Source organism: Streptomyces sp. NBC_00094, from assembly GCF_026343125.1.
Lineage (GTDB): Bacteria > Actinomycetota > Actinomycetes > Streptomycetales > Streptomycetaceae > Streptomyces.
Genome location: NZ_JAPEMB010000001.1, coordinates 5710635 through 5734207, shown reverse-complemented (window position 1 = coordinate 5734207; position 23573 = coordinate 5710635). Strand labels below are relative to the sequence as shown.

At 72.2% G+C, this 23573-nt stretch carries 17 protein-coding genes and 1 pseudogene; 3 read left to right on the top strand and 15 right to left on the bottom strand.

Annotation, left to right across the window (positions count from 1 at the left end; genetic code table 11):
- Window positions 1–181 precede the first annotated feature (181 nt).
- From OG580_RS25580 to OG580_RS25545, 8 genes are all read right to left on the bottom strand, one after another.
- The gene (locus tag OG580_RS25580; protein ID WP_267048125.1) at window positions 182–1417 is read right to left on the bottom strand and encodes an ROK family transcriptional regulator; all 1236 of its coding nucleotides are present in this window, start codon (window positions 1415–1417) and stop codon (window positions 182–184) included.
- 462 nt (window positions 1418–1879) lie between these two features.
- A complete protein-coding gene (locus tag OG580_RS25575) occupies window positions 1880–2458 on the bottom strand; it encodes a TetR/AcrR family transcriptional regulator (protein WP_267046005.1) in 579 nt (192 codons plus the stop codon).
- A gap of 89 nt (window positions 2459–2547) precedes the next feature.
- Window positions 2548–4137, bottom strand: coding sequence for a phosphoglycerate dehydrogenase (gene serA / locus OG580_RS25570; RefSeq protein WP_267046004.1), 1590 nt, complete (start codon window positions 4135–4137; stop codon window positions 2548–2550).
- Window positions 4138–4374: 237 nt separating this feature from the next.
- Window positions 4375–5376: a ketol-acid reductoisomerase gene (gene ilvC, locus OG580_RS25565; protein ID WP_267046003.1), complete on the bottom strand. Its 1002-nt coding sequence runs from the start codon at window positions 5374–5376 to the stop codon at window positions 4375–4377.
- A 119-nt stretch (window positions 5377–5495) separates the two neighbouring features.
- Complete coding sequence (gene ilvN / locus OG580_RS25560) at window positions 5496–6023, bottom strand: acetolactate synthase small subunit (RefSeq protein WP_024756291.1); 528 nt, start codon at window positions 6021–6023, stop codon at window positions 5496–5498.
- A gap of 32 nt (window positions 6024–6055) precedes the next feature.
- Window positions 6056–7906, bottom strand: coding sequence for an acetolactate synthase large subunit (locus OG580_RS25555; protein WP_267046002.1), 1851 nt, complete (start codon window positions 7904–7906; stop codon window positions 6056–6058).
- Window positions 7907–8121: 215 nt separating this feature from the next.
- Window positions 8122–11034 (bottom strand): EAL domain-containing protein, encoded by a 2913-nt coding sequence (locus tag OG580_RS25550; protein ID WP_267046001.1) that lies wholly within the window; start codon window positions 11032–11034, stop codon window positions 8122–8124.
- Between the two features lie 439 nt (window positions 11035–11473).
- Window positions 11474–12439, bottom strand: coding sequence for a 2-hydroxyacid dehydrogenase (locus tag OG580_RS25545; protein WP_267046000.1), 966 nt, complete (start codon window positions 12437–12439; stop codon window positions 11474–11476).
- Between the two features lie 75 nt (window positions 12440–12514).
- Between OG580_RS25545 and OG580_RS25540 the strand changes: the two genes are divergently transcribed.
- The 3 genes from OG580_RS25540 (at window position 12515) to OG580_RS25530 (ending at window position 15056) form a co-directional block, all read left to right on the top strand.
- On the top strand, window positions 12515–13525 hold the full coding sequence (locus tag OG580_RS25540; RefSeq protein ID WP_267045999.1) for an aldo/keto reductase: 1011 nt from the start codon (window positions 12515–12517) through the stop codon (window positions 13523–13525).
- 101 nt (window positions 13526–13626) lie between these two features.
- Window positions 13627–14760, top strand: coding sequence for a sorbosone dehydrogenase family protein (locus tag OG580_RS25535; protein WP_267045998.1), 1134 nt, complete (start codon window positions 13627–13629; stop codon window positions 14758–14760).
- Window positions 14679–15056: a DUF6191 domain-containing protein gene (locus OG580_RS25530; protein ID WP_323182606.1), complete on the top strand. Its 378-nt coding sequence runs from the start codon at window positions 14679–14681 to the stop codon at window positions 15054–15056. Before OG580_RS25535 ends, OG580_RS25530 begins: the two co-directional genes overlap by 82 nt.
- On the opposite strand, the gene OG580_RS25525 is transcribed toward OG580_RS25530, so the two are convergent.
- From OG580_RS25525 to OG580_RS25495, 7 genes and pseudogenes are all read right to left on the bottom strand, one after another.
- The gene (locus OG580_RS25525) at window positions 14940–17996 is read right to left on the bottom strand and encodes a helix-turn-helix transcriptional regulator (RefSeq protein ID WP_267045997.1); all 3057 of its coding nucleotides are present in this window, start codon (window positions 17994–17996) and stop codon (window positions 14940–14942) included. The two genes, OG580_RS25530 and OG580_RS25525, sit on opposite strands and share 117 nt — an antisense overlap.
- A gap of 7 nt (window positions 17997–18003) precedes the next feature.
- The gene (locus tag OG580_RS25520; protein ID WP_267045996.1) at window positions 18004–18201 is read right to left on the bottom strand and encodes a hypothetical protein; all 198 of its coding nucleotides are present in this window, start codon (window positions 18199–18201) and stop codon (window positions 18004–18006) included.
- Window positions 18202–18405: 204 nt separating this feature from the next.
- Entirely contained in the window at window positions 18406–18984 is a 579-nt protein-coding gene (locus OG580_RS25515; RefSeq protein ID WP_267045995.1) for a hypothetical protein, read from the bottom strand.
- A gap of 35 nt (window positions 18985–19019) precedes the next feature.
- On the bottom strand, window positions 19020–19607 hold the full coding sequence (locus OG580_RS25510; protein ID WP_267045994.1) for a GNAT family N-acetyltransferase: 588 nt from the start codon (window positions 19605–19607) through the stop codon (window positions 19020–19022).
- A complete protein-coding gene (locus OG580_RS25505; RefSeq protein ID WP_267045993.1) occupies window positions 19585–21837 on the bottom strand; it encodes an MMPL family transporter in 2253 nt (750 codons plus the stop codon). The genes OG580_RS25510 and OG580_RS25505 overlap by 23 nt, the downstream gene beginning before the upstream one ends.
- Window positions 21838–22035: 198 nt before the next feature.
- Window positions 22036–22698, bottom strand: a pseudogene (locus OG580_RS25500) (phospholipase domain-containing protein); the annotation flags it as partial.
- Between the two features lie 96 nt (window positions 22699–22794).
- Window positions 22795–23532 carry an RNA-guided endonuclease TnpB family protein gene (locus tag OG580_RS25495; protein ID WP_267048123.1) on the bottom strand — a complete coding sequence of 246 codons (738 nt, stop codon included), beginning with the start codon at window positions 23530–23532 and terminating at the stop codon, window positions 22795–22797.
- Window positions 23533–23573 lie beyond the last annotated feature (41 nt).

Below are 23573 nucleotides of genomic sequence, written 5' to 3'. Positions count from 1 at the left end.
CAGGTGCCGAATTCGGCACGTGGCGTCGGATCCTCTGCGGGCTGCTCATGAATACATCTTCCCGTTCGCGATCCGCCCCGGTCAACAATGCAACTCTCTGAATTAAGTCGGTATTCGCCGGCCGTACGGGTGGCCGTACCGGCACACGGCGGGGAGGGCGCACCACCCTCCCCGCCCGCCGTCAGGACACCGCGGGCAGCGCGGGCCAGGGACCGAGCGGATCGTCGTGCAGGGCGCCGAGGGCGACGGCCGGCCCCGCGGTGGCCAGCACCCGGCCGGTGAAGCTGCTCGGCACGACGGACCGCTCGGGGTCGTCGCAGACCAGGGACCGTTCGGCCGCGACGGCCCGCAACTCGGCCAGGCAGGGAGCCAGTCGGCCGGCACCCGGTTCGACGACCACCAACACCTCGGGGTCGAACATGTCGAGGAGGACGGCCGCCGCCCTGCCGACGAACCGGGCCCGACGGCGGAACAGCGAGACCGCGGCGGCCTCCCCCTCCACGGCTCGCCGCAACAGCTCGGGGAACGTCGCGACACGGAGGCCCTGCCGGGTGGCCCGGCGCAGCATCGCGGGCTCCGACACCTCGGACTGGAGGCAGCCGGGAACGCCGCAGACGCACGTCGTGCTGCCGTCGCCCGTCCCGACCGGCAGGTGAGCGACGTTGCCCGCGCCGAACCTCGGCCCCTGGTGCACCGTGCCCGAGGAGACGAAGGCCGCGTCCACCACGTTGCCGACGAACAGCACCACCGCGCTGGCCCGGGTCGACGCGACGCCGACGAGCTGCTCGGCGCGGGCGAGGGCGCGCGAGTGGCTGTCCACATGGACGGGCAGCCCGGTGGCCTTGGTGAGGACCTCCCGCACCGGGACGTCCCGCCAGCCCAGCTGCGGATGGTGGAGCACGACCCCCGCGGCCGGGTCGACCCAGTGCCCGGTGGCGACGCCCAGCGCGAGCGCGGTCCGGCCCGAGCCGTGGGCGGCGAGCATCCGGGGCAGCGCTTCCGCCACCCGGCCCAGCACCTCGGCGGGTTCGGTGCTCGTGTGCGGGAGGCGCTCCTCGGAGACCAGACGTCCTCGCAGGTCCATGAGGGCGAGCGTGGTGTGGGTGACGGCGACGTGCGCACCGGCGAGGAGGTAGCGCGCGGTGTCGATCTCGACGGGGACGTGCGGGCGGCCGAGGCCCCGCGGACCGGCCGTCTCGGGGCCCTCCTTGATGAGCCCCCTGCCGATCAGGACGCCGCAGTGGCCCGTGACCGAGGCGGGCGAGAGACCGGTGAGCCGGGCGATCGTGCTGCGGGCGACCGGGCCGTGGTCGAGGATCGCCCCCAGCACGGCGCCGGTGCTGGAGGCGCGCCGCGGCGGGCCGGCCGCGGACGGGATGTCCGCGCGGCGCAGGGGGACGGGGCGGGAGGAGGACATGCGCGTTCTGTCCACGAGGGCCTTCTTCGGGTCCGTTGCGGTGGTGCGTACCGCCGCCGCGCGAGGCGCGGCCGCCCGTCCCGGCCGCGGGTACGGCGGCGGGGACGGGCGGCGTACCGGAAGGCCGGTGGGCCGGTGTGTTCCGGAGGCGGGCGGACGCTCGAAGCTCCCGGGCGGGAGCGCTGCTCTCGGCGGAGCGCCGGCGCGCGACGGGCCCACTCCCCCGGTGGTGCTCTCGGGGTGTCAGGAATCCGCGCGGTCAGCGCCGTGCGCTCGCGGGCCTACGGACACGCGGCGGAGCACACACGCTTCAGGTCGACATGACCTCGTGTCGTGAGAAGCGCGGAACGGTGCATGGCGCGCAACATAGCCGGAGTGCCGCAAGACGGTCAATCGACGGCCCGCATCATGGACGGCGGGAGCACCGCTCCTTCTCACCCCTCGGACAGTGGTGGCGGAACGTCAGCCCCGCTCCCCCATCAGGACCTTGAGCCCCTCCGTGAGGTCGTCGGCGGTCGGAGCGGTGTCCGGGTCGACCATCCACTGGATCATCACGCCGGTCGCCAGGGCCTGGCAGAGCAGTCCGGCCACCCGGGCCTTCTCGGGGTCCGCCTCGGGGTCGATCCCGAGGAACCCCTCGGCCATCCCGAGCCGCCCCTCGCGCTGCGGCTCCTTGATGGCGTCGCGCAGCTTCTCGTCGTCGTCGAGCCGGGTGACGATCTCGGTCTGGAGCTTCCAGACGGGCCGGCTGGCCCCGGCCGCGGCGATGACCTGCTCCCAGACGGCGTGGAAACGCTCGTACGGGTCGGCCGGCAGCGCCTCGGCACCCTCCGCGCCGGCCGCGCCGGCCTGGTCCCCCCACTCCTCGGTGAGGGCCAGGAAGGCCTGCTGGAGCAGGGCGTCCTTGGAGCCGTAGTGGTAGCCGATGGAGGCGAGGTTGGTGCCCGAGGCGGCGACGATGTCGCGCGCCGTGGTGCGCCCGTACCCCTTCTCCAGGAGGCAGCGCTTGGCGCCTTCGAGCAGGTCTTCCTTGTGTCCCATGACAGCACTGTACCCGGCCGCTAGACGTTCGTGTAAGACGAACGTCTAGAAACCGGGTACGCGTACGCGTGTACGTACGGGGTGGTGCGTCAGATCAGGTTGACCGTGCGCGCCGAGGTGGCGCCGATCTCCTCGGCGATCTCCGTCAGGACGGCCGCCGGCAGCGTGTCGTCCACGGTGAGCACGACGAGCGCCTCGCCGCCCTCCTCCGCGCGGGAGACCTGCATGCCCGCGATGTTCAGACCGGCCTCGCCGAGGATCCGGCCGACCGTGCCGACGACACCCGGACGGTCCTCGTAGCGCAGCACGACCATGTGGTCGGCGAGCGCGAGGTCCACGTCGTAGTCGCCGACGGCGACGAGCTTCTGGAGGTGCTTGGGGCCGGCCAGCGTGCCGGAGACCGCGACCTCCTCACCGTTCGACAGCGTGCCGCGCACGGTGACGACGTTGCGGTGGTCGGGCGACTCGGAGCTCGTCGTCAGACGGACCTCGACACCGCGCTCCTGCGCGAACAGCGGGGCGTTGACGTACGACACGGTCTCGTCGACCACGTCCTCGAACACACCCTTGAGCGCGGAGAGTTCGAGCACCTTCACGTCGTGCTGGGTGATCTCGCCGTAGACCTCGACGTCGAGACGGGCCGCGACCTCGCCCGCGAGCGCGGTGAAGATCCGGCCGAGCTTCTCGGCGAGCGGCAGACCCGGCTTCACGTCCTCGGCGATGACACCGCCCTGGACGTTGACCGCGTCCGGGACCAGCTCGCCCGCGAGCGCCAGGCGCACCGACCGGGCGACGGCGATACCGGCCTTCTCCTGGGCCTCGTCCGTGGAGGCGCCGAGGTGCGGGGTGCAGACGACCTGGTCGAGCTCGAAGAGCGGGGAGTCCGTGCAGGGCTCCTTCGCGTACACGTCGAGGCCCGCGCCGGCGACCCGGCCCTCCTTGAGGGCGGAGAAGAGCGCCGCCTCGTCCACGATCCCGCCGCGCGCGGCGTTGACGATCCGGACGGAGGGCTTGACCTTGTGCAGCGCCTCGTCGCCGATGAGACCGAGGGTCTCCGGGGTCTTCGGCAGGTGGACGGTGATGAAGTCCGCGACCTCGAGGAGCTCGTCGAGAGCCAGCAGCTTCACGCCCATCTGGGCGGCGCGGGCGGGCTGCACGTAGGGGTCGTACGCGACGATCTTCATGCCGAAGGCCGACATCCGCTGGGCGACCAGGACGCCGATGCGGCCGAGGCCGACGACGCCGAGGGTCTTCTCGCTCAGCTCGACACCCGTGTACTTGTTGCGCTTCCACTCGCCGTTCTTCAGCGCGGTGTTGGCCTGCGGGATGTTGCGCGCGGTGGCGACGAGCAGACCGCACGCGAGTTCGGCGGCGGTGACGATGTTCGAGGTCGGGGCGTTGACGACCATCACGCCGGCCTTGGTGGCGGCGGAGACGTCGACGTTGTCCAGACCGACGCCGGCACGGGCGACGACCCGGAGCTTCTTCGCGGCGGCGAGGGCCTCGGCGTCGACCTTGGTCGCGGAGCGGACCAGGATCGCGTCCACGTCCGCGATGGCGGGGATCAGCTCGGCGCGGTCGGCGCCGTTGCAGTGCCGGATCTCGAAGTCCGGGCCCAGCGCGTCGACGGTGGCGGGCGACAGCTCTTCAGCGATGAGTACGACAGGTTTCGAGCTCACGTGAGTCCTCACAGATCCAGTGCGGACGGCCGTCCCGACGGCCGCAGGCGGTGGAGGGGGCTTGCCGCGTGAAAGCGCACGACGCTGTGGGCCTGACGCGTATGTTGTTGAGAAGTGTAGTGGTGCGTCGGCGCAGCTCATACGCCTCGTTGGAAGGATCACCCGTCCGTGGTTGGACGAGGTGTCCAACGAAGTGGGGCGGGGCCGAACACACTGTCCGGCCCCGCCCCCGAAGGCTTACGCCTCCTCGTCGTTCACCCAGCTCATGAGCTTCCGCAGCTCCTTGCCGGTGGTCTCCAGGAGGTGGTTGGCGTCCTGGGTCTTGTACTCGTTGTACTTCTTCAGGCCGCCGTGGTACTCGGCCATCCACTCCTTGGCGAAGGTGCCGTCCTGGATCTCCGCGAGGACCTTCTTCATCTCGGCCTTGGTGTCGGCGGTGATGATCCGCGGGCCGGTGACGTAGTCGCCCCACTCGGCGGTCTCGGAGACCGACCAGCGCATCTTCTCCAGGCCGCCCTCGTACATGAGGTCGACGATGAGCTTCAGCTCGTGGAGGCACTCGAAGTACGCGATCTCCGGCTGGTAGCCGGCCTCGGTCAGGGTCTCGAAGCCCGCCTTGACCAGCGCCGCGGTGCCACCGCAGAGGACGGCCTGCTCACCGAACAGGTCGGTCTCGGTCTCCTCGGTGAAGGTCGTCTTGATGACGCCGGCGCGGGTGCCGCCGATGCCCTTGGCGTACGAGAGCGCCAGCGCGAAGGCGTTGCCGGTCGCGTCCTGCTCGACGGCCGCGATGCACGGAACGCCGCGGCCCTCCTCGTACTGACGACGGACCAGGTGGCCCGGGCCCTTCGGGGCGACCAGGGCGACGTCGATGCCCTCGGGCACCTTGATGAAGCCGTAGCGGACGTTCAGGCCGTGACCGAAGAAGAGCGCGTCGCCCGCCTTCAGGTTGTCCTTGATGGACTCCTCGTAGACCTGGGCCTGGATCGGGTCCGGGGTCAGGATCATGATGAGGTCGGCCTCGGCCGCGGCCTCGGCGACGGAGACGACGCGCAGGCCCTGCTCCTCGGCCTTGGCCTTGGACTTCGAGCCCTCCTGGAGGCCGACGCGGACGTCGACACCGGAGTCACGGAGGGACAGCGCGTGGGCGTGACCCTGGCTGCCGTAGCCGATCACCGCGACCTTGCGGCCCTGGATGATGGACAGGTCGGCGTCGTCGTCGTAGAACAGCTCGGCCACTGGAAATCTCCTTGAGGTGCTGGTGTTGCGTCCCACCGTACGGCGGAGCGCTTGAGGGAAGCTTTGTGGTCTCGTCAGTCGGACCGCCGGGTGGACCGGCGGTTGACCTCCGATGACTCTCAGGCGCTGCGGTCGAGGGCCCGCAGGGACCGGTCCGTGATGGACCGGGAACCACGCCCTATGGCGATCGTGCCCGACTGGACGAGCTCCTTGACGCCGAACTGCTCCAGCATCTTGAGCATCGCGTCGAGCTTGTCACTCGAACCGGTGGCCTCGATGGTGACCGCCTCGGGCGAGACGTCCACGGTCTTGGCGCGGAACAGCTGCACGATCTCGACGATCTGGGAGCGGGTCTCGTTGTCGGCGCGGACCTTCACCAGGACGAGCTCGCGCTGGATCGCGGCGCTGGGCTCGAGTTCGACGATCTTCAGGACGTTGACCAGCTTGTTGAGCTGCTTGGTCACCTGCTCCAGGGGCAGGTCCTCGACATTGACCACGATGGTGATGCGGGAGATGTCGGGGTGCTCGGTGACGCCGACCGCGAGGGAGTCGATGTTGAAGCCGCGGCGGGAGAAGAGCGCGGCGATCCGGGCGAGGATGCCGGGCGTGTTCTCGACGAGAACGGAGAGCGTGTGCTTGGTGGACATGTCTGGGTCTCTTCCTTTTTCGCTCTTCGCCGTCAGTCGTCTTCGCCGTCACCGAAGTCGGGGCGGACGCCCCGCGCGGCCATGACCTCGTCGTTCGAGGTGCCCGCGGCGACCATCGGCCAGACCTGGGCGTCCTCGTGGACGATGAAGTCGATGACGACCGGCCGGTCGTTGATGGCGTTCGCCTCGGCGATGACCTTGTCCAGGTCGGCCGGGTCCTCACAGCGCAGGGCGACACAGCCCATGGCCTCGGAGAGCTTGACGAAGTCGGGGACGCGGGTGCCCTTGTTGGCCTGGACGTCGTCCGGGCCGGAGTGCAGGACGGTGTTGGAGTAGCGCTGGTTGTAGAACAGCGTCTGCCACTGGCGGACCATGCCGAGGGCGCCGTTGTTGATGATGGCGACCTTGATCGGGATGTTGTTCAGCGCGCAGGTGGTGAGCTCCTGATTGGTCATCTGGAAGCAACCGTCGCCGTCGACCGCCCAGACCGTGCGGTCCGGCATGCCGGCCTTGGCGCCCATCGCGGCGGGGACCGCGTACCCCATCGTGCCGAGGCCGCCGGAGTTCAGCCAGGTGGCCGGCCGCTCGTAGTCGATGAAGTGGGCGGCCCACATCTGGTGCTGGCCGACGCCCGCGGTGAAGATCGTGCCCTCGGGGGCGAGCGCGCCGATGCGCTGGATGACCTGCTGCGGCGAGAGGCTGCCGTCCTCCGGCAGGTCGTAGCCGAGCGGGTAGGTCTCGCGCCAGCGGTTCAGGTCGCTCCACCAGGCGGTGTAGTCGCCCTTGTTGCCCTCGCTGTGCTCGGCCTGGACGGCCTGGATCAGGTCGGCGATGACCTCGCGGGCGTCACCGACGATCGGGACGTCGGCGGCGCGGTTCTTGCCGATCTCGGCCGGGTCGATGTCCGCGTGGACGATCTTGGCGTACGGGGCGAAGCTGTCGAGCTTGCCGGTGACGCGGTCGTCGAAGCGGGCGCCGAGGGCGACGATCAGGTCGGCCTTCTGGAGCGCGGTGACGGCGGTGACCGCGCCGTGCATGCCCGGCATGCCGACGTGCAGCGGGTGGCTGTCGGGGAAGGCGCCGAGGGCCATCAGGGTGGTGGTGACCGGGGCGCCGGTGAGCTCGGCGAGGATCTTCAGCTCGGCGGTGGCGCCGGCCTTGATGACGCCGCCGCCGACGTACAGGACGGGCCGCTTGGCGGCGGAGATCAGCTTCGCGGCCTCGCGGATCTGCTTGGCGTGCGGCTTGGTCACCGGGCGGTAGCCGGGCAGGTCGGTCTGCGGCGGCCAGCTGAAGGTGGTCTTCGCCTGCAGGGCGTCCTTCGCGATGTCGACCAGGACCGGGCCGGGGCGGCCGGTGGAGGCGATGTGGAAGGCCTCGGCGATCGTCCGCGGGATGTCCGCGGCCTTGGTGACGAGGAAGTTGTGCTTGGTGATCGGCATCGTGATGCCGCAGATGTCCGCCTCCTGGAAGGCGTCCGTGCCGATGGCCTTGGAGGCGACCTGGCCGGTGATCGCGACGAGCGGGACGGAGTCCATGTGCGCGTCGGCGATCGGGGTGACGAGGTTGGTCGCGCCGGGGCCGGAGGTCGCCATGCAGACGCCGACCTTGCCGGTGGCCTGCGCGTAGCCGGTGGCGGCGTGGCCCGCGCCCTGCTCGTGCCGGACCAGGATGTGGCGCACCTTCTCCGAGTCCATCATCGGGTCGTAGGCCGGGAGGATGCAGCCGCCCGGAATGCCGAAGACCGTGTCGGCGCCGACTTCCTCGAGAGAGCGGATGAGGGCCTGCGCGCCCGTGACGTGCTCGACGGTGGTGGCGGGCTGCGCGCCGCTACGGGGCCGCGGCTGCGGATGGTGCCCGGTGGCCTGGTCGGTCATCAGCATCTCTTCTCGAAGCAGAGGGTTTTTGCGAGGTTTAGGACGACTTGGGGGTGAGCCAGTGCAACAAAAAACCCCTCGTGCCGTGAGGCAAGCGAGGGGAGCGCGTCGGGTGCTTTCTCAGCTGGGCCTTCGATGGCCCCGCTTCAGCCGACGCGCTTTCCAAGTACGAGAATTCGGGTGCGCATGGCACTGACCCTCCCTCTCCCACCTCACCGGTGTCAAGTGGGTGGGACGGGCGTCTCAGTATTTGAGCGAAACGGGGGACGGTTCCCGACCCGTACGGGGACCGTTCCGGGGAGGGGGTACTCGTCCCGTACGAGGGCTCTGCGCAGGCGGTATTCGTCGAGCGGGCCCGAGAAGGCCATGCCCTGGGCGTGACTGCAGCCCATGGCGCGCAGGGCGAGCACCTGCTCCGGCACGTCGACGCCCTCGGCGACCGTCTGCATCCCGAGCTCGCCGGCGATACGGAGCACACCTCTGGTGATCTTGCGGAGCCGGGCGGACTCGACCACGCCCTCGACGAGTCCCCGGTCCAGCTTCAGTATGTCGACGGGAAGCCGCCGCAGTGCGTCGATCGCCACATGTCCACTGCCGAATCCGTCGAGGGCGATCCGCACCCCGAGACGGCGCAGGGTCACCAGGCGCTGTTCGAGCTCGTCGAGCGAGGTCCGGGGGTCGCTGTCGGCGAGCTCGATGATCAGCGACCCGGACGCCAGTCCGTGCCGGGTCAGCAGTGACTCGACCGAGCCGAGCGGGAGCGAGCGGTCCAGGAGGCGGCGGGCGGACAGCCGGATGGAGACCGGTGCACGATGGCCGATTCCCGCCCGCTCGGCGGCCTGCTCCACGGCCTCTTCGAGGAGCCAGCGGCCGAGCTCGGCGGTGCGCTCGCCGTCGTCGGTGACGCGGAGGTACTCGGCGGGGGTGAAGAGGATGCCCTGGGTCGAGCGCCAGCGCGCCTGGGCGCTGACGGCCGAGATCCGGCCGGTGGCGAGGTCGACGACCGGCTGGTGGAGCAGGGCGAACTCGCCGTCGTGGAGGGCGGTGCGCAGGCGGGCGGCCAGCTCGGTGCGCCGGACGACCTCGGCCTGCATCTGGGGCTTGTAGAGCTCGACCCGGTCCTTGCCCGCGGCCTTGGCCCGGTACATGGCGAGGTCGGCGTTGCGCAGGAGGTCTCCCGCCTCGATGCCCGGTTCGGCGAAGGCGACGCCGATGGAGGCGGCGACCCGGACCTCGTTGCCGCCGTCCACGCGGTACGGCTGGGAGAGCGTGAGCCGGAGGCGGTCGGCGATCTCCTGGACCTGGCACTCGCGGGCGGCCTGGTCGCGGCCGCCGTCGCCGAGGATGAGGGCGGCGAACTCGTCGCCGCCGAGCCGCGCGGCCGTGTCCCCGGCCCGTACGGACTCCTGGAGCCGGCGGGCGGCCTGGACGAGGAGTTCGTCGCCCGCCTGGTGGCCTAGGCGGTCGTTGACGCCCTTGAAGCCGTCGAGGTCGATGAAGAGCACGGCGGTGCCGGGGTCGGAGGCCCGGCGGCCGCCGAGCGCCTGCCGGACCCGCCGCGTGAAGAGCGCCCGGTTGGGCAGGTCGGTCAGCGGGTCGTGCTCCGCGTTGTGCTGCAACTGGGCCTGGAGCCGGACCCGTTCGGTCACGTCCCGGCTGTTGAAGATGAGGCCGCCCTGGTGGCGGTTGACCGTCGACTCGACGTTGAGCCAGTCTCCCCCACTCTCGGCTTCTCCCCCACTCTCGGCTTCTCCCCCAGCCTCCGGCCGGGAGGTGCCCCCAGAGCGGGAGGTACCCCCATGGCCGGAGCGGAAACGGCACTCGATGCGGGTGGTGGGCTCCTCGGCGGGCGAGGCCGCGAGGAAGCGGCGCACCTCGTGGACGACGGCGCCGAGGTCCTCGGGATGGATGAGGGAGGCGAGCTCGGAGCCGATGAGCTCCTCGGCGTCGCGCCCGTACACACCGGCGGCGGCCGGGCTGACGTAGCGGAGTATGCCGGTCGGCGCGGCGATCATGATGACGTCGCTCGACCCCTGCACGAGGGACCGGAAGTGGTTCTCCTTGTGTGCCAGTTCGTGGGTCAGCGCGATGTTGTCGAGGAGCATGATGCCCTGCCGGACGACGAGGGCGAGGACGACCGCGCAGCCGGTGAGGACGACGACCCGGTCGATCCTGCGCCCCTCGACGACGTTGTACAGGATGCCGAGGGTGCAGACCGCGGCCGCGAGGTACGGGGTGAGGGCGGCGAGCGAGCCGGCGACCGGGCGGCTGTGCAGCCAGGGGCCGCGGGCGGTGGCCGTGCTGTCGGGCAGGCGCCGCACCCCCCAGGGGGCGTACGCGAGGAGCAGCGAACCGGCGAACCAGCCGGCGTCGAGGAGCTGGCCGGAGGCGTAGTTCTCGCGGAGCAGCGGCGAGGTGAACAGGGCGTCGCACAGGACGGTCAGGGCGAGCGCGGCGATGGCGGTGTTGGTCGCCGAGCGGTTCGCCTGGGAGCGCCGGAAGTGCAGGGCCAGGACCATGCTGACGAGCACGATGTCCAGCAGCGGGTACGCGAGCGACAGCGCGGCCTGGGCGACGGACTCGCCGTCGAACTGCGCGGTGCGGGCGAGGGCGAGGCTCCAGGAGAGCGTGAGCAGGGAGCCGGCGATGAGCCAGGCGTCGAGCGCGAGGCAGACCCAGCCGGCCCGGGTGACGGGCTTCTTGGCCAGGACGAGGAGTCCGACGACGGCGGGCGGCGCGAAGAGCAGGAAGAAGACGTCGGCGATGGACGAGTCGGGCACCTGCGTCCGCAGGACCACCTCGTACCACCCCCACACCGCGTTCCCCGCGGCGGCCATGAAGGAGGAGAAGGCGAAGAGCAGCCACGCCGGACGGTCGCTGCCGTGGTGGGCGCGGGCGTAGAGAAAGCAGGAGACGGCGGCGGTGAGCGCGGCGACGCTCAGCCCGAAGTCGCCCATGAAGAGCGCGAGCTCCGGTGACCCCCAGCCGAGCGAGGCGCCGGTCGTGTATCCCGCGCAGATGAGTCCCAGGGCGATCTGGGCGAAGACCGAGCCGATGCCCTGGCGGTCGCGGCCGGGGTGTCCGGCGTCTCCGCCGACGGCGCTGCGCGCCATGACCGCCCCGGACGCGCTCACCGGGCCCTCCGGTGTCGCGCCACCGCACCCGGACGGCTCGTGCGGACGCGCGGGCGGCTCCTCGGCACCTCCGGTGGCGTGCCCGTCGCAGTCGTGCGGCCCGGCGGCGCGTGGTGCGCGGCGCGGCGTGGCCTGGCCCGGCACCGTACGCGCGAGGCCGGCAGTGAGACGCGGGAGGCGTGCCGGCGGCGACGACGCCGCGTCGGATCGTCGGCCCTCCGGACGTGCTTCACCCGCCGCCCCCCTCGAAATCTGATGACCCGTCACTTCGCTCCCCAGCGTCAGCCCGTCATCGACGCAGTCCCCCATCGGGGACGATACACCAGGACCGTCACTCAGGGACAGGGGTGCAGTACTCTCCGTGACTACCTGGGGGCTTGCGGGCGGCGCGTGTCGGGGCGCACTGCGCCCGGCCCCGCCCACGACGACCCTCCGGCACTCAGCCGGTGGTGAGGAGGACGTTCGCCAGCCCCTCCCCCGCCGCGAACCGCCGCAGCTGCCCCGCGATCAGCCGCTTCGCCCTCGGCATGAACGCCGAAGTGGAACCGCCCACATGGGGACTGATCAGGACACCCGGAGCGTGCCACAAAGGATGCCCGCTCGGCAGCGGTTCCGGGTCGGTGACGTCGAGCGCCGCCGTGATCCGTCCGCTCTCGACCTCCTTGAGCAGCGCCGTCGTGTCGACGACCGGCCCGCGGGCGACGTTCACGAGGAGCGCCCCGTCCTTCATCCTGGCCAGGAATCCGGCGTCGACGAGGTGGTGGGTCGCGGGGGTGAGCGGCGTCGAGAGGACGACCACGTCGGCCTCCGGGAGCAGCGCGGGCAGCTCCGCCAGGGCCTGGACCGGGCCGCGCTCCGAGGTGCGCGCGGAGCGCGCGACGCGCGCCACCCGCGCGCACTCGAACGGCGCGAGCCGGTCCTCGATGGCGGCGCCGATCGACCCGTACCCCACGATCAGTACGGACTTGTCGGCGAGCGCCGGGTAGAAGCCGGCCCGCCACTCCTCGGCGTCCTGGCCGCGCACGAACCCGGGGATGCCGCGCAGCGAGGCCAGGATCAGCGCGAGCGTGAGTTCGGCGGTGCTGGCCTCGTGCACGCCCTTCGCGTTGCAGAGGGCGACCCCGGACCGCAGCGAGGCGATGCCGGGAGTGACGTGGTCGATGCCCGCGGAGAGGGTCTGCACGGCCCGGACGGAGGTCATCGCCGCCAGCGGCCGCACGGCGATCTCCGACCCCTTCATGTACGGGACGACGTAGAAGGCGCAGCGCGCGGGATCGGCGGGGAACTCCGGTCCGCCGTCCCAGAAGCGGTAGTTCAGGCCGGACTCGCCCGGATCGGGCAGTCCTTCGATCTCGTCCGCGGGAACCGGGAGCCACACGTCGGTGGCGGTGTCTTCGAATGTCATGACCGGGAGGCTATGCGAAGAATCCCGCACGCCATTGGTTACTTTGGGGGAGGGCACAGGGAGGGGTACCGGCAGGTGGAGCGCAGGACTATCGGGGCGACGGCGCTCGACGTGGGTGCGATCGGCCTGGGGTGCATGCCGATGAACTGGGCGTACAGGCGTTCGGAACAGCGTGGGGACCGCTCGCTGCGGACCGTGCACGCGGCACTGGACGCCGGGGTGAGCCTGCTCGACACCGCCGACATGTACGGGCCGTTCACCAACGAGCTGCTGCTGGGGCGGGTGTTGAAGGAGCGGCGGGCGGAGGCCTTCGTCTCGACGAAGTGCGGACTGCTCGTCGGCGACCAGCACGTGGTCGCCAACGGCAGGCCGGGGTACGTGCGTCGGGCCTGCGACGCCTCGCTGCGACGGTTGCAGACCGAGGTCATCGACCTGTACCAACTGCACCGCGCGGACCCCGAGGTACCCGTCGAGGAGACCTGGGGCGCGATGGCCGAGCTGGTCGCGGCGGGCAAGGTGCGGGCGCTCGGGCTGTGTGCGGTCGGCGCGCGGTCGGCCCGCAGGGGCGCGACCGGCAGCGCCCGTGACGGGTACGAGGGAACGATCCGCCAACTGGAGCGGATCCAGCAGGTCTTCCCGGTGGCGGCGGTCGAGGCCGAGCTGTCGGTGTGGTCGCCGGAGGCGCTCGTCCGGCTGCTGCCCTGGTGCGCGGCGCGCGGGGTGGGATTCCTGGCGGCGATGCCGCTGGGGAGCGGCTTCCTGACCGGCACGCTGACGCCGGGCGGCGGCTTCGAGTCGGACGATCCGCGCGCCCGGCACCCGCGGTTCACTGCCGAGATGATGGCGGCGAACCAGCCGCTGGTGGCGGGCTTGCGGCGGGTCGCCGCACGGCACGGGGACGACGTCACACCGGCGCAGGTGGCGCTGGCGTGGGTGCTCGGACGCGGACCGCACGTCGTGCCGGTGCCGGGGGCGAAGCGGGAGCGGTGGGTGGTGGAGAACGCGCGGGCGGCCGGGCTGCGGCTGACGGCGGGCGATCTCGCGGAGATCGCGGCGCTTCCGGCGCCCCGGGGGTCGTGGGACTGACGCCCCGCCAAACTCGCCGTCGGTGGGCGGGAACCCGATCGGGTCGAGCGGTGTATCAAAGGTGTGAGGAAGCCACTCGACTCGTCGAAGGGGACCGGACCATGAGCCGTCCTGCTGTGCTGAAGGCCTTGTGGGGCACCGCCGCGCTCCTGCTCGTGGCGGGGTGCTCGTCGGGCGGGGGCGGCGGGGGCGGTGAGCCCTCCCGTACGGCTCCGGCGACGGCATCGGCCTCTGTCCCGGCCGCGGCCCCGACCTCCACGCGCGACGGCCGGGTCACGGTGGCGGGCACCCTCACCGAGGGGCTGGCGTCGCCCTGGGGGCTCGCGGAGCTGCCCGGCGGCGACCTGCTCGTCTCCTCGCGGGACGAGGGGACGGTCACCCGGGTCGACGGGAAGACCGGCGCGAAGACCCCGCTCGGCGAGGTGCCCGGGGTCGTCCGGGCCGGCGAGGGCGGCCTCCTCGGGATCGCGGTCCGCGACGGCTGGGTGTACGCGTATCTGACGGCCGCGCACGACAACCGGATCGTGCGCATGCGGTACGGAGGCGGGGACGGCGACCGGCTCGGGGTGCCGCAGCCGGTGCTCACCGGCATCCCGAAGGGGTTCGTGCACAACGGCGGGCGGATCGCGTTCGGGCCCGACGGGATGCTGTACGCGGGCACGGGCGAGACGGGCCTGACGGGGCTCGCCCAGGACCGGTCCTCGCTCGGCGGGAAGATCCTGAGGATGACGCCCGAAGGCCGCCCGGCGCCCGGCAACCCCTTCCCCGGCTCGGTGGTCTACTCGTACGGGCACCGGAACGTGCAGGGGATCGCCTGGGACGCGGAGGGGCGGCTGTGGGCGGCCGAGTTCGGGCAGAACACCTGGGACGAACTGAACCTGGTCAGGCCGGGGCGCAACTACGGCTGGCCGGAGGTCGAGGGGCGGGCCGGGAAGGCCGGGTTCGTGGACCCCGTGGCCCAGTGGCCGCCCTCGGAGGCCTCCCCCAGCGGCATCGCGTACGCGCGGGGCGCGATCTGGATGGCCGGGCTCAGGGGCGAGCGGCTGTGGCGCGTACCGCTCTCCGGAACGGAACGCTCCGGGGAGCCCGAGGCGTTCCTGAAGGGTACGTACGGACGGCTGCGCACGGTCCTCGCCGGCGGTGACGGCCGGCTGTGGCTCGTGACCAGCGAGACCGACGCCCGGGGCACGCCCGAGGACGGCGACGACAGGATCCTCCGGCTGGAGGTGAGGTAGAGAGGGCGGTGACCGTGTTCGGCGGGCTGGACGAGTTCTTCGCGCCGGGGCGCAGGCACGCCGAGGAGGAACGCCGCAGACAGGCCCTGACCAGGGAGGACCCGGGGGACGCGGACCCGGCGCGCGGCCCGATAGACCTGACCTCGGGCCGCGTGACGATACGGATCCCCCGACCGGGGTCAGAGCGTCGTGTCGAGGAGGTGGAGGCGGTGGGCGAGGGCGGCGGCCTCGCCGCGGCCGGCGACGCCGAGCTTGGCGAGGATGTTGGAGACGTGGACGCTCGCCGTCTTCGGTGAGATGAAGAGCTCCTCGGCGATCTGCCGGTTGGTGCGGCCGGCCGCGACCAGGCGGAGCACGTCCTGCTCGCGGGGGGTCAGGCCGAAGCTGTCGTCGCCGGGTTCCGGGGGTGCCGGAGTCCGTGTCTCGGGCACCAGGGAGAGACGGGCCCGGGCGGCGAGGAGTTCCACGTCCTCGCGGAGCGTGCGGGCCCCGAGGCCGACGGCGGTGGCGTGGGCCTCGCGCAGCAGCGCCGTGGCCTCCTCGCGATGGCCGCCCTCGACGAGCAGGGCGTCGGCGAGGCGGTGGCGGGCGCGGGCCAGCTGGGCCGGGCGGTCCAGCGGCTCGTAGGCGGCGACGATCTCGGCCCAGCGGTCGGCGGACTCACGGCCCTCGGCGCGGGCGAGCTCCTGGGACACCTGCAGGGAGTGGGCGGCCCAGACCGGGGCAGGGGCGGCGAGGCCGCGGGTGCAGCGGCGGATCAGGTCGAGCGCCTCGGCACGGCCCTCGTCGGCGGCGGGCAGTCCCCGGCTGTCGGCCTCGGCGGTGGCGGCAGTGAGGACGAGAGGCCAGCCGTACCGGTGGGTGCCGGGCGGGAAGCCGGCCTCCACGGCGGCGGCGAGCTGGGTCCGGACGTCCCGGACGCGGCCCTCGGCGGCGGCCACGGCGAGCGCGACCTGGGCCATGGGCAGGGTGTACTGCGGGAGCAGGTCGCGGGTGCCGTAGACGGTGCGGGCGTCGGCGAGGTAGCGAACGGCCGCGTCGGTCTCGCCCCGGGCGGCGGCGAGCTGGGCGAGGCGGAGGGAGGCCGAGCCGCGGGGCTTGGTGCTGGTCGCCGAGTGCTGGAGCCGTTCGGCGAGCTCCCGTGTCTCGTCCCAGCGGCCCAGGGAGAAGAGGGACTCGGCGCGGTTGGCCTCGATCCAGCCGACGCTGTCGACGAGTCCGTACGAGCGGGCCAGGCGGATGCCGGAGTCGGCGATCTCGACGGCCTCGTGGGAGCGGCCGAGGCCCTCAAGGGAGGAGGAGATGTTGATGTGGGCGCGTGAGGCCTCGCTGAACTGGCCGAGGTCGGTGGTCCGCTCCCGTACCTCGTGCATCTCGGCGAGACCTGCCTCGACGTCCCCGGCGGCGGTCATGATGCTGCCGAGGGTGAGGCGGGCGTTGAGTTCGATCGACTCGGCCTTGACGTGCCGGGCGTACTCGACGGCGCGTTCGGCGGCGGCGAGGGCCTCGGGACCGGGGTTGCGGAGCATGCCCCAGCCGGCGGCGCCGACGAGGACGACCGCGTGGACGGCCGACGGCGGAAGGCCCTTCACGAGCTCCTGGGCGCGGGCGATCTCCTCGGAGCCGTCGCCCAGGCCGAGGTTGGACTGGAGCCGGGCCTTCTCGGTCCAGAACCAGGCGGCCCGCAGGGGGTCGTTGACGTCCTCGCCGTCGAGGAGGCGCAGCGCCATCCTGCCGATCTTCAGGGCGCGTTCGCGTTCGCCGCTGAGCCGGGCGGCGACGGCGGCCTCGGCGAGGAGGTCGAGGTAGCTCAGCGGGGTGGTCTCGGGGTCGCAGCCGCAGGGCGGGTAGGCCTCGGCGTAGTCCATGGGGCGCAGCTCACGGCGGACCTCGGCGGGGGCCTCGTCCCAGAGCTCCATGGCCCGCTCCAGGAGCCGGAGCTGCTCGGCGTACGCGTGGCGCTTGCGGGTGGCGACGGAGGCGCGGAGGACGGCGGGCAGGGCCTTGGACGTGTCGTGCGCGTGGTACCAGTACGTGGCGAGCCGGGTGGCCCGCTCGTCGGGCCGGACGAGGCCGGGGTCGGCCTCCAGGGCCTCGGCGTAGCGCCGGTTGAGGCGGGAGCGTTCGCCGGGGAGCAGGTCGTCGCTGACGGCCTCGCGGACGAGGGAGTGCCGGAAGCGGTAGCCGTCGCCGTCGGGGACGGCGAGCAGGAGGTTGGCGCCGACGGCGGCCCGGAGCGCCCCGATGAGCTCGTCCTCGCTGAGCCGGGCGACGGCGGCGAGCAGGCCGTACTCGACGGTGGAGCCGCCTTCGGCGACGATCCTGGCGACCCGCTGGGCGTCCTCGGGGAGCGCCTCGACCCGGACGAGCAGCAGGTCGCGCAGGGAGTCGCTGAGCTGTCCGGGGGCGCAGCCGGCCTCGTGGGAGACGACGAGCTCCTCGACGAAGAAGGCGTTGCCGTCGGAGCGTTCGAAGACCTCCTCGACGAGCCCGGGTGAGGGTTCGGCGGCGAGGATGCCGGTGAGCTGGCGGTGGACCTCGGTGCGGGTGAAGCGGGAGAGCTCGATGCGGCGGATGGTGCGGAGCCGGTCGAGTTCGGCGAGGAGGGGGCGCAGCGGGTGGCGGCGGTGGATGTCGTCGGCGCGGTAACTGGCGACGACCACGATCCTGCCGCGGCGCAGGGTGCGGAGGAGGTAGGTGAGGAGGTGCCGGGTGGAGGCGTCGGCCCAGTGCAGGTCCTCCAGGACGAGCACGACCGTACGGTCGGCGGCGAGCCGCTCCAGGAGCCGTACCGTCAGTTCGAAGAGGCGCGCGGTGGAGTCCTCGTCGGAGGACTCGTGGCTGCCGGGGTCGCCCAGTTCGGGCAGGAGCCGGGCGAGTTCGCCCTCCTGGCCTTCTGCGGCGGCGGTCAGCTCCTCGGGGAGCTTGCGGCGGAGCGAGCGCAGGGCTGTGGCGAAGGGCGCGAAGGGCAGACCGTCGGCGCCTAGTTCGACGCAGCCGCCGACGGCGACGACGGCGCCCCGGTCACAGGCCGTGTCGAGGAACTCCTCGATGAGCCGGGTCTTGCCGACGCCCGCCTCACCGCCGACGAGCAGCGCCTGGGGCTCTCCCGCGGTCGCGCGGGAGAGCGCCTCGGTGAGGGCGGTGAATTCGCCGGCGCGGCCGACGAAGACGGGGCTGACTGACCTGGTCTCCACGGCGCCGAGCATCGCACAGCCGTCCGTGCATGCGCTCATACGGGGGTCACGCGGCCCGGACGAAGTGGTCGCGTTCGGTGTCGCTCACCCGCCCCTCGGTGTCGTCGCCCCCACTGCGTCGGCCGAAGCGGCGCAGGCCCCGGGCGGAGCCGGTGGACTCGGCGGCCTCGTGGGACAGGCGCTGGGCGGCGGCCTCGCGGACGAGCCGGGCGTGGTCCATGCGGTGGAGTTCGTACTCGAACATGGGGTGCTCCCTGGTTGCTCCGGGTTTCGGTATCGCTCCTTGCGATGCCTCTACTCTCGGCTCCCAGGGGGTGCGGCCACATCGGGCGAGTGCCGCATGTTCGGGGGGCGGTGGGCCTTAGGCGGGCCCTAGGGGTGCCTTAGACGGTCCGGGTCCCCACCTCAGGACCGTCCATGACCACCTCAGGACCCGGCCAGGACCGCCTCAGGACCCGGCGGTGGGCAGGCTCAGGAAGAGGTCGAAGTAGGTACCGACCGACAGGAGCAGCCCGAGACCGCCCAGGACGGCGCCGGCGAGGGCGACCGCGCGGACCCAGACGGGACGCTCGGGGCGGGCGAGGACCAGGACGAGGACGGCGGTGACCAGCGCGAGCAGCGCGAAGACGCCGTTGACCAGCGCGGTGCTGTGCCAGGCGTCGCCGTAGATCTCGGAGATCTGCTGGGCCGGGGTGCCGGCCTGGGAGGTGTTGATCTGCCCGATGAGCGTCTCGCGCTCGGAGACGACCTTGCCGGTCCAGGTGCCGGTGAGCGCGACGGCGCCGAGGGCCGCGGAGACCACGGCCGCGCCGCCGGCGCCGACACCGGTGCCGACGGGGGCGGCCTCGTCGTCGAGCTCGTCCAGCTCGTCGAGCTCGTCCAGCTGGTCCTGCTGCTCGTCGTCCTGCTCGGCGTCGGCGTCGGCCTTCGGGGCCGTCTCGGTCTTCGGGGCCGCCTCGGCCTCAGGGACGGCGTCGGGCTCCGGCGCCGTCTCTTCGGTCTTCTCGTCGGTCTTCGTGATGTCCATGCGGCGCACGCTAGGTGTCGCACATGAGAACGGTCTTAAGACGCCGCGGTCCTGGCCTCGGTCTTCGCCGCGGCCTTGGCGGCGCGCCACTCGGTCGCGAGGACGGCCCAGACCTCGGTGTCCGCGCGGAAGCCGCGGTGCGGGTAGTTCTCGCGCAGCACGCCCTCCCGGGTCATCCCGAGGCGGCGGGCGACGGCGATGCTCGGCTCGTTCTTCGAGGAGGCGTGCCATTCGACGCGGTGGATGCCGCGCTCCTCGATCGCCCAGTCGATGATGACCCGGCAGGCCCGGGTGATCAGGCCCTTCCCTGCGGCCGTGGGCTCCAGCCAGCAGCCCGCCTCCGCGGAGCCGTACTGCACGTCCATGGTGCGGAAGAGGACGCCGCCGACGAGGGTGCCGTCGGTCCAGATGCCGTAGATGCGTCCGGCGTCGTTCGCGGCCTTCTCCGCGTACGAACGGAGGAAGGAACGGGCGGAGTCGAGGTCCGCGACGAAGTCCGGAAGAGCGATGTGCTCCCCGACGAACTCCCGGCCCCGGTCCATGTGGGCCAGGAACTCCTCGGCCTGCCAGGGCTCCAGGGGCCGCAGCTCGGCACCGTCGTCACCCAGCGATATCGCGAACATCGTCGTTCTCCTCGGCCGTCGAAACCGTCACACGTTGCCCCGGGATCTTCGCACGGGCGTCCGCCGCGGCGCGGCTCTCGGGCGGCTCGATGCTGATCCGCGGCAGGATCCGGTCGAGGCTCTTCGGCAGCCACCAGTTCGCCCCGCCGAGCATGTGCATGAGCGCGGGGACGAGCAGGGTGCGCAGCACGAAGGCGTCGAGGGCGACGGCCGCGGCGAGCGCGATGCCGAACATCGCGATGACCCGGTCGCCGGAGAGGACGAAGGCGAGGAAGACCGCGATCATGATGACGGCGGCGGAGTTGATCACGCGGCTGGTCTCGGCGAGGCCGACCCGGACCGCCCGCCGGTTGTCGCCGGTCTCCAGCCACTCCTCGTACATCCGGCTGACCAGGAAGACCTGGTAGTCCATGGAGAGTCCGAAGAGGACGGAGACCATGATCACGGGGAGGAAGGGCTCGATCGGTCCGGCGCTGCCGAGGCCGAGGAGCTCGCTCCCCCAGCCCCACTGGAAGATCGCCACGACGATGCCGAAGGCGGCGGCGACGGCGGCCACGTTCATGGCGGCGGCCTTGAGCGGGATGCCGATCGAGCGGAAGGCGAGCAGGAGCAGCAGACAGCCCAGCGCGATGACGACACCGACGAAGAGCGGCAGCTTGCCGATGATGATCTCGGCGAAGTCGTCGTAGGAGGCGGTGACGCCGCCGACGTTCACCTCCAGGGAGGTGCCGTCCTCGGCCTTCGGGAGGACGTCCGAGCGGAGCCGGTCGACGAGCTCGCTGGTCGCCTTGGACTGGGGCGAGGAGTCGGGGACGACGGTGATGACGGCAGTGTCGCCGGAGCTGTTGTACGTGACCGGGGAGACGGACGCGACCCCGCGGGTGGCGGAGAGCGCGGCCGGCAGCTGGTCGAGGGCGACCCGGTCGTCGGCGCCGTCGAGCCCGGCGACGAGGGTCAGGGGCCCGTTGACGCCCGGCCCGAAGCCGTCGGCGATCAGGTCGTACGCCTGTCGGGTGGTCGCGGAGGCCGGCCCGTTGCCCTGGTCGGAGGTGCCGAGGTGGAGCGAGAGCGTGGGCAGCGCGAGGACGGCCATGACGAGCGCGGCGACGGCCCCGAGGAGCTTCGGGTGGCGCTCCACGAAGGCGGACCAGCGGGCGGCGAAGCCGGTGGGGAGCTCGGGCTGCGGCCCGCGCTCGGCGAGGACCCGCCGCTCCCGCCGGGACAGGGCACGCATCCCGATGAGCGAGAGCAGCGCCGGCAGCAGGGTGATGGAGGCGGCGACCGTGAGGACGACGGTGAGGGATGCGGCGATGGCGACGCCGTTGAGGAAGCTGAGGCGCAGGATCAGCATCCCGAGCAGGGCGATGCAGACGGTGGCCCCCGCGAAGACGACGGCTCGGCCGGTGGTGGCGACGGCGGTCTCGGCGGCCTCGGGGACGGAGAGACCGCGTTTGAGGCCTCTGCGGTGCCGGGTGACGATGAAGAGCGCGTAGTCGATGCCGACGCCGAGGCCGACGAGCATGCCCAGCATGGGCGCGAAGTCGGCGACCGTCATCAGGTGGCCGAGGAGCACGATCCCGGAGTAGGCGATGCCGACGCTGACCAGCGCGGTCGCGATGGGGAGCACGGAGGCGGCGAGCGAGCCGAAGGCGAGGAAGAGGACGACGGCCGCGACGGCGACGCCGACGACCTCGGCGATGTGGCCGCCGGGGGCCTCGGTGAGCGCGACGGCCGTGCCGCCCAGCTCGACCTGAAGGCCTTCGCCCTTCGCCTCGGCCGCCTTGGCGGTGTCGACGAGGGCCTCGGCCTGCGCCTGCGGGATGTCATCGGCCTGCGCGTCGAAGGTGACGGTGGCGTAGGCGGTGCGCCCGTCCTCGCTGATCCGCCCCGCGGTGTCCGCGGTGTCCCCGTAAGGAGAGGTCACGGCGGCGATGCCGGGCAGCTCGGCGACCTCGTCGAGCATCGCGGTCATCCGCTGCTCGACGGCGTCGGCGCGGACGCTGCCCTGCTCGGTGTGCCAGACGATGGTGTCGCTGTCGCCGCCGAGACCGTGGAACCCGCGGTCGAGGAGGGCGGTGGCCCGGCCCGACTCGGTGCCGGGGACCTCGTAGTCGTTGGAGTACGCGCTCCCCGCGAGGACCGCCCCCGTGCCGACCCCGCCGAGGGCGAGGAGCCAGAGGAGAACGACGACGAGACGGTGCCTGATGCACCATCGTGCGATGGCTGCCAAAGGACGTGCTCCCTGGATGGTTCGTGGATCTTGCACGGGAACAGCCCGAGAAGAACGCATGACCTAATTGCGCCTACTGTCGCAGCCAAAAATGATCGTTTGCCCCTTTCGTGTCGATGCTCACAGCCGTGTGCGGAGGTTCGGGACCTCGGTCCCGGACCTCCGCACACGGAGTGGAGCCGCCCGGAGACGGTGGGGTCACCCGGAGACGCTGGGGCGACCGTTCTCGATGTGGCCCATGAGGCGGCGGCGGAAGCCGTCGGGCGCGGTGACCTCGACGTCGTACCAGCCGTGCGCGTCGGCGGCCGAGTGCACGACCGTACGGGTCTTCCCGGGCTTCACCGTGACCGTGCGGGTCCAGTCGGCGAGGTCGTCCTCGTCCACGTACCCGAGGGGCCGGACGGTGAAGGCGAGCGGGGCCGGGCCGGTGTTCCGTACGGTGAGGTGCAGGTCACGGTCGTGGTGGTCGATCCGCGTGGCGAGCTCCGCGCCGCCGGCCGCGGAGCCCTCGAACTCGCGGCGGAAGCCGTTCGGGCCGGTGATCGTGAAGCGGTAATGATCACCCGCGACGGGGACGGTCCACTCGTCCGTGCCCCTGACGTCCCGGTGCTGCGGGACGGAGAACTCGCCCGCGTACGGGTAGAGGGCGAAGTGCGCGCTCGCTCGGCCGGTGTTGCGCAGGGCCACGGTCACGGCCCCGGGCGTGACGGTCGCGGAGGCGTCCGGCTGGTACGGCAGGGGGCGGGCCGGGCGGACGCCGGGCTCCTGGACGGGCATCCGCTGGACGGCCGGGGGCTGGGGCCGCCAGCGGCCGGTGAACGGCGGGATCGGGCCGGGCTGCTCGACGGGCGGCCGGCGGCCCCGCTGGTGCGGCGCCAGACGTCCGGGGCGGGCGCCCGCCCGGCGCCCGGCGTAGAAGGACTCCTTGGCTTCCTCCCCTCCTGATGAAGGGGGTCCCTACGGCTCGCGCCGTGGGGTTTTCTGCTTCGTCGTCGGCTGCCCGCCCGGAGTTCTCCGTTGAGGTCTTACACCGGCTCCACAGACCGACACCGCCAGCCCGGCGGCCTTGAGGTTCTTCGCCGCGTTCACGTCCCGGTCGTGGACCGTGCCGCAGCCCTCGCACGTCCAGGTGCGAACGTGCAGCGGCATGCTCTTCGCGAGCCGGCCGCAGTGGGAGCACAGCTTGGAGGAGGGGAAGAAGCGGTCGACCGCGACCACTTCCCGCCCGTACCAAGCAGCCTTGTACTCCAACATGCTCCGAAACTCCGACCAGGCCGCATCACTGATGGCATGGGCGAGGCTCCGGTTCTTGACCATGTTCCGCACACTCAGGTCCTCGATCACGAGCGTTTGGTTCTCACGCACGAGTCGAGTCGTCAGCTTGTGCAGCCCATCACGCCGCCGATCGGCGATCCGGGCGTGGATCTTCGCGACCTTCCGCCGGGCCTTTCGACGGTTGGCGCCATCGCCCGGAGCCTTGCGAGCAAGGCTCCGCTGGGCCCTGGCAAGAGCGACACGGTCACGGCGCCCATGCCGGGGGTTGGCGATCTTCTCCCCCGTGGAGAGCGTCAGCAGGTGGTCCAGGCCGACATCGACCCCGACCGCGGTGTCCGTGACGGGAATCCAGGCGACTTCCGGCCGCCCTCGCCCCGCGCCGGGGCCCCCCTCGCATACCGGATCGGTGCGCGGGACCACTCCCGCGTTGACCTCCGCCACACCGAAACGGCAAGCTGACC

What these genes read in the sequence shown, in the direction of transcription:
- OG580_RS25580 (WP_267048125.1), bottom strand. Translation starts at nt 1,417, where the DNA reads ATGTCCTCCTCCCGCCCCGTCCCCCTGCGCCGCGCGGACATCCCGTCC.
- OG580_RS25575 (WP_267046005.1), bottom strand. Translation starts at nt 2,458, where the DNA reads ATGGGACACAAGGAAGACCTGCTCGAAGGCGCCAAGCGCTGCCTCCTG.
- ilvN (WP_024756291.1), bottom strand. Translation starts at nt 6,023, where the DNA reads ATGTCCACCAAGCACACGCTCTCCGTTCTCGTCGAGAACACGCCCGGC.
- OG580_RS25555 (WP_267046002.1), bottom strand. Translation starts at nt 7,906, where the DNA reads ATGCTGATGACCGACCAGGCCACCGGGCACCATCCGCAGCCGCGGCCC.
- OG580_RS25545 (WP_267046000.1), bottom strand. Translation starts at nt 12,439, where the DNA reads ATGACATTCGAAGACACCGCCACCGACGTGTGGCTCCCGGTTCCCGCG.
- OG580_RS25535 (WP_267045998.1), top strand. Translation starts at nt 13,627, where the DNA reads ATGAGCCGTCCTGCTGTGCTGAAGGCCTTGTGGGGCACCGCCGCGCTC.
- OG580_RS25525 (WP_267045997.1), bottom strand. Translation starts at nt 17,996, where the DNA reads ATGAGCGCATGCACGGACGGCTGTGCGATGCTCGGCGCCGTGGAGACC.
- OG580_RS25520 (WP_267045996.1), bottom strand. Translation starts at nt 18,201, where the DNA reads ATGTTCGAGTACGAACTCCACCGCATGGACCACGCCCGGCTCGTCCGC.
- OG580_RS25515 (WP_267045995.1), bottom strand. Translation starts at nt 18,984, where the DNA reads ATGGACATCACGAAGACCGACGAGAAGACCGAAGAGACGGCGCCGGAG.
- OG580_RS25510 (WP_267045994.1), bottom strand. Translation starts at nt 19,607, where the DNA reads ATGTTCGCGATATCGCTGGGTGACGACGGTGCCGAGCTGCGGCCCCTG.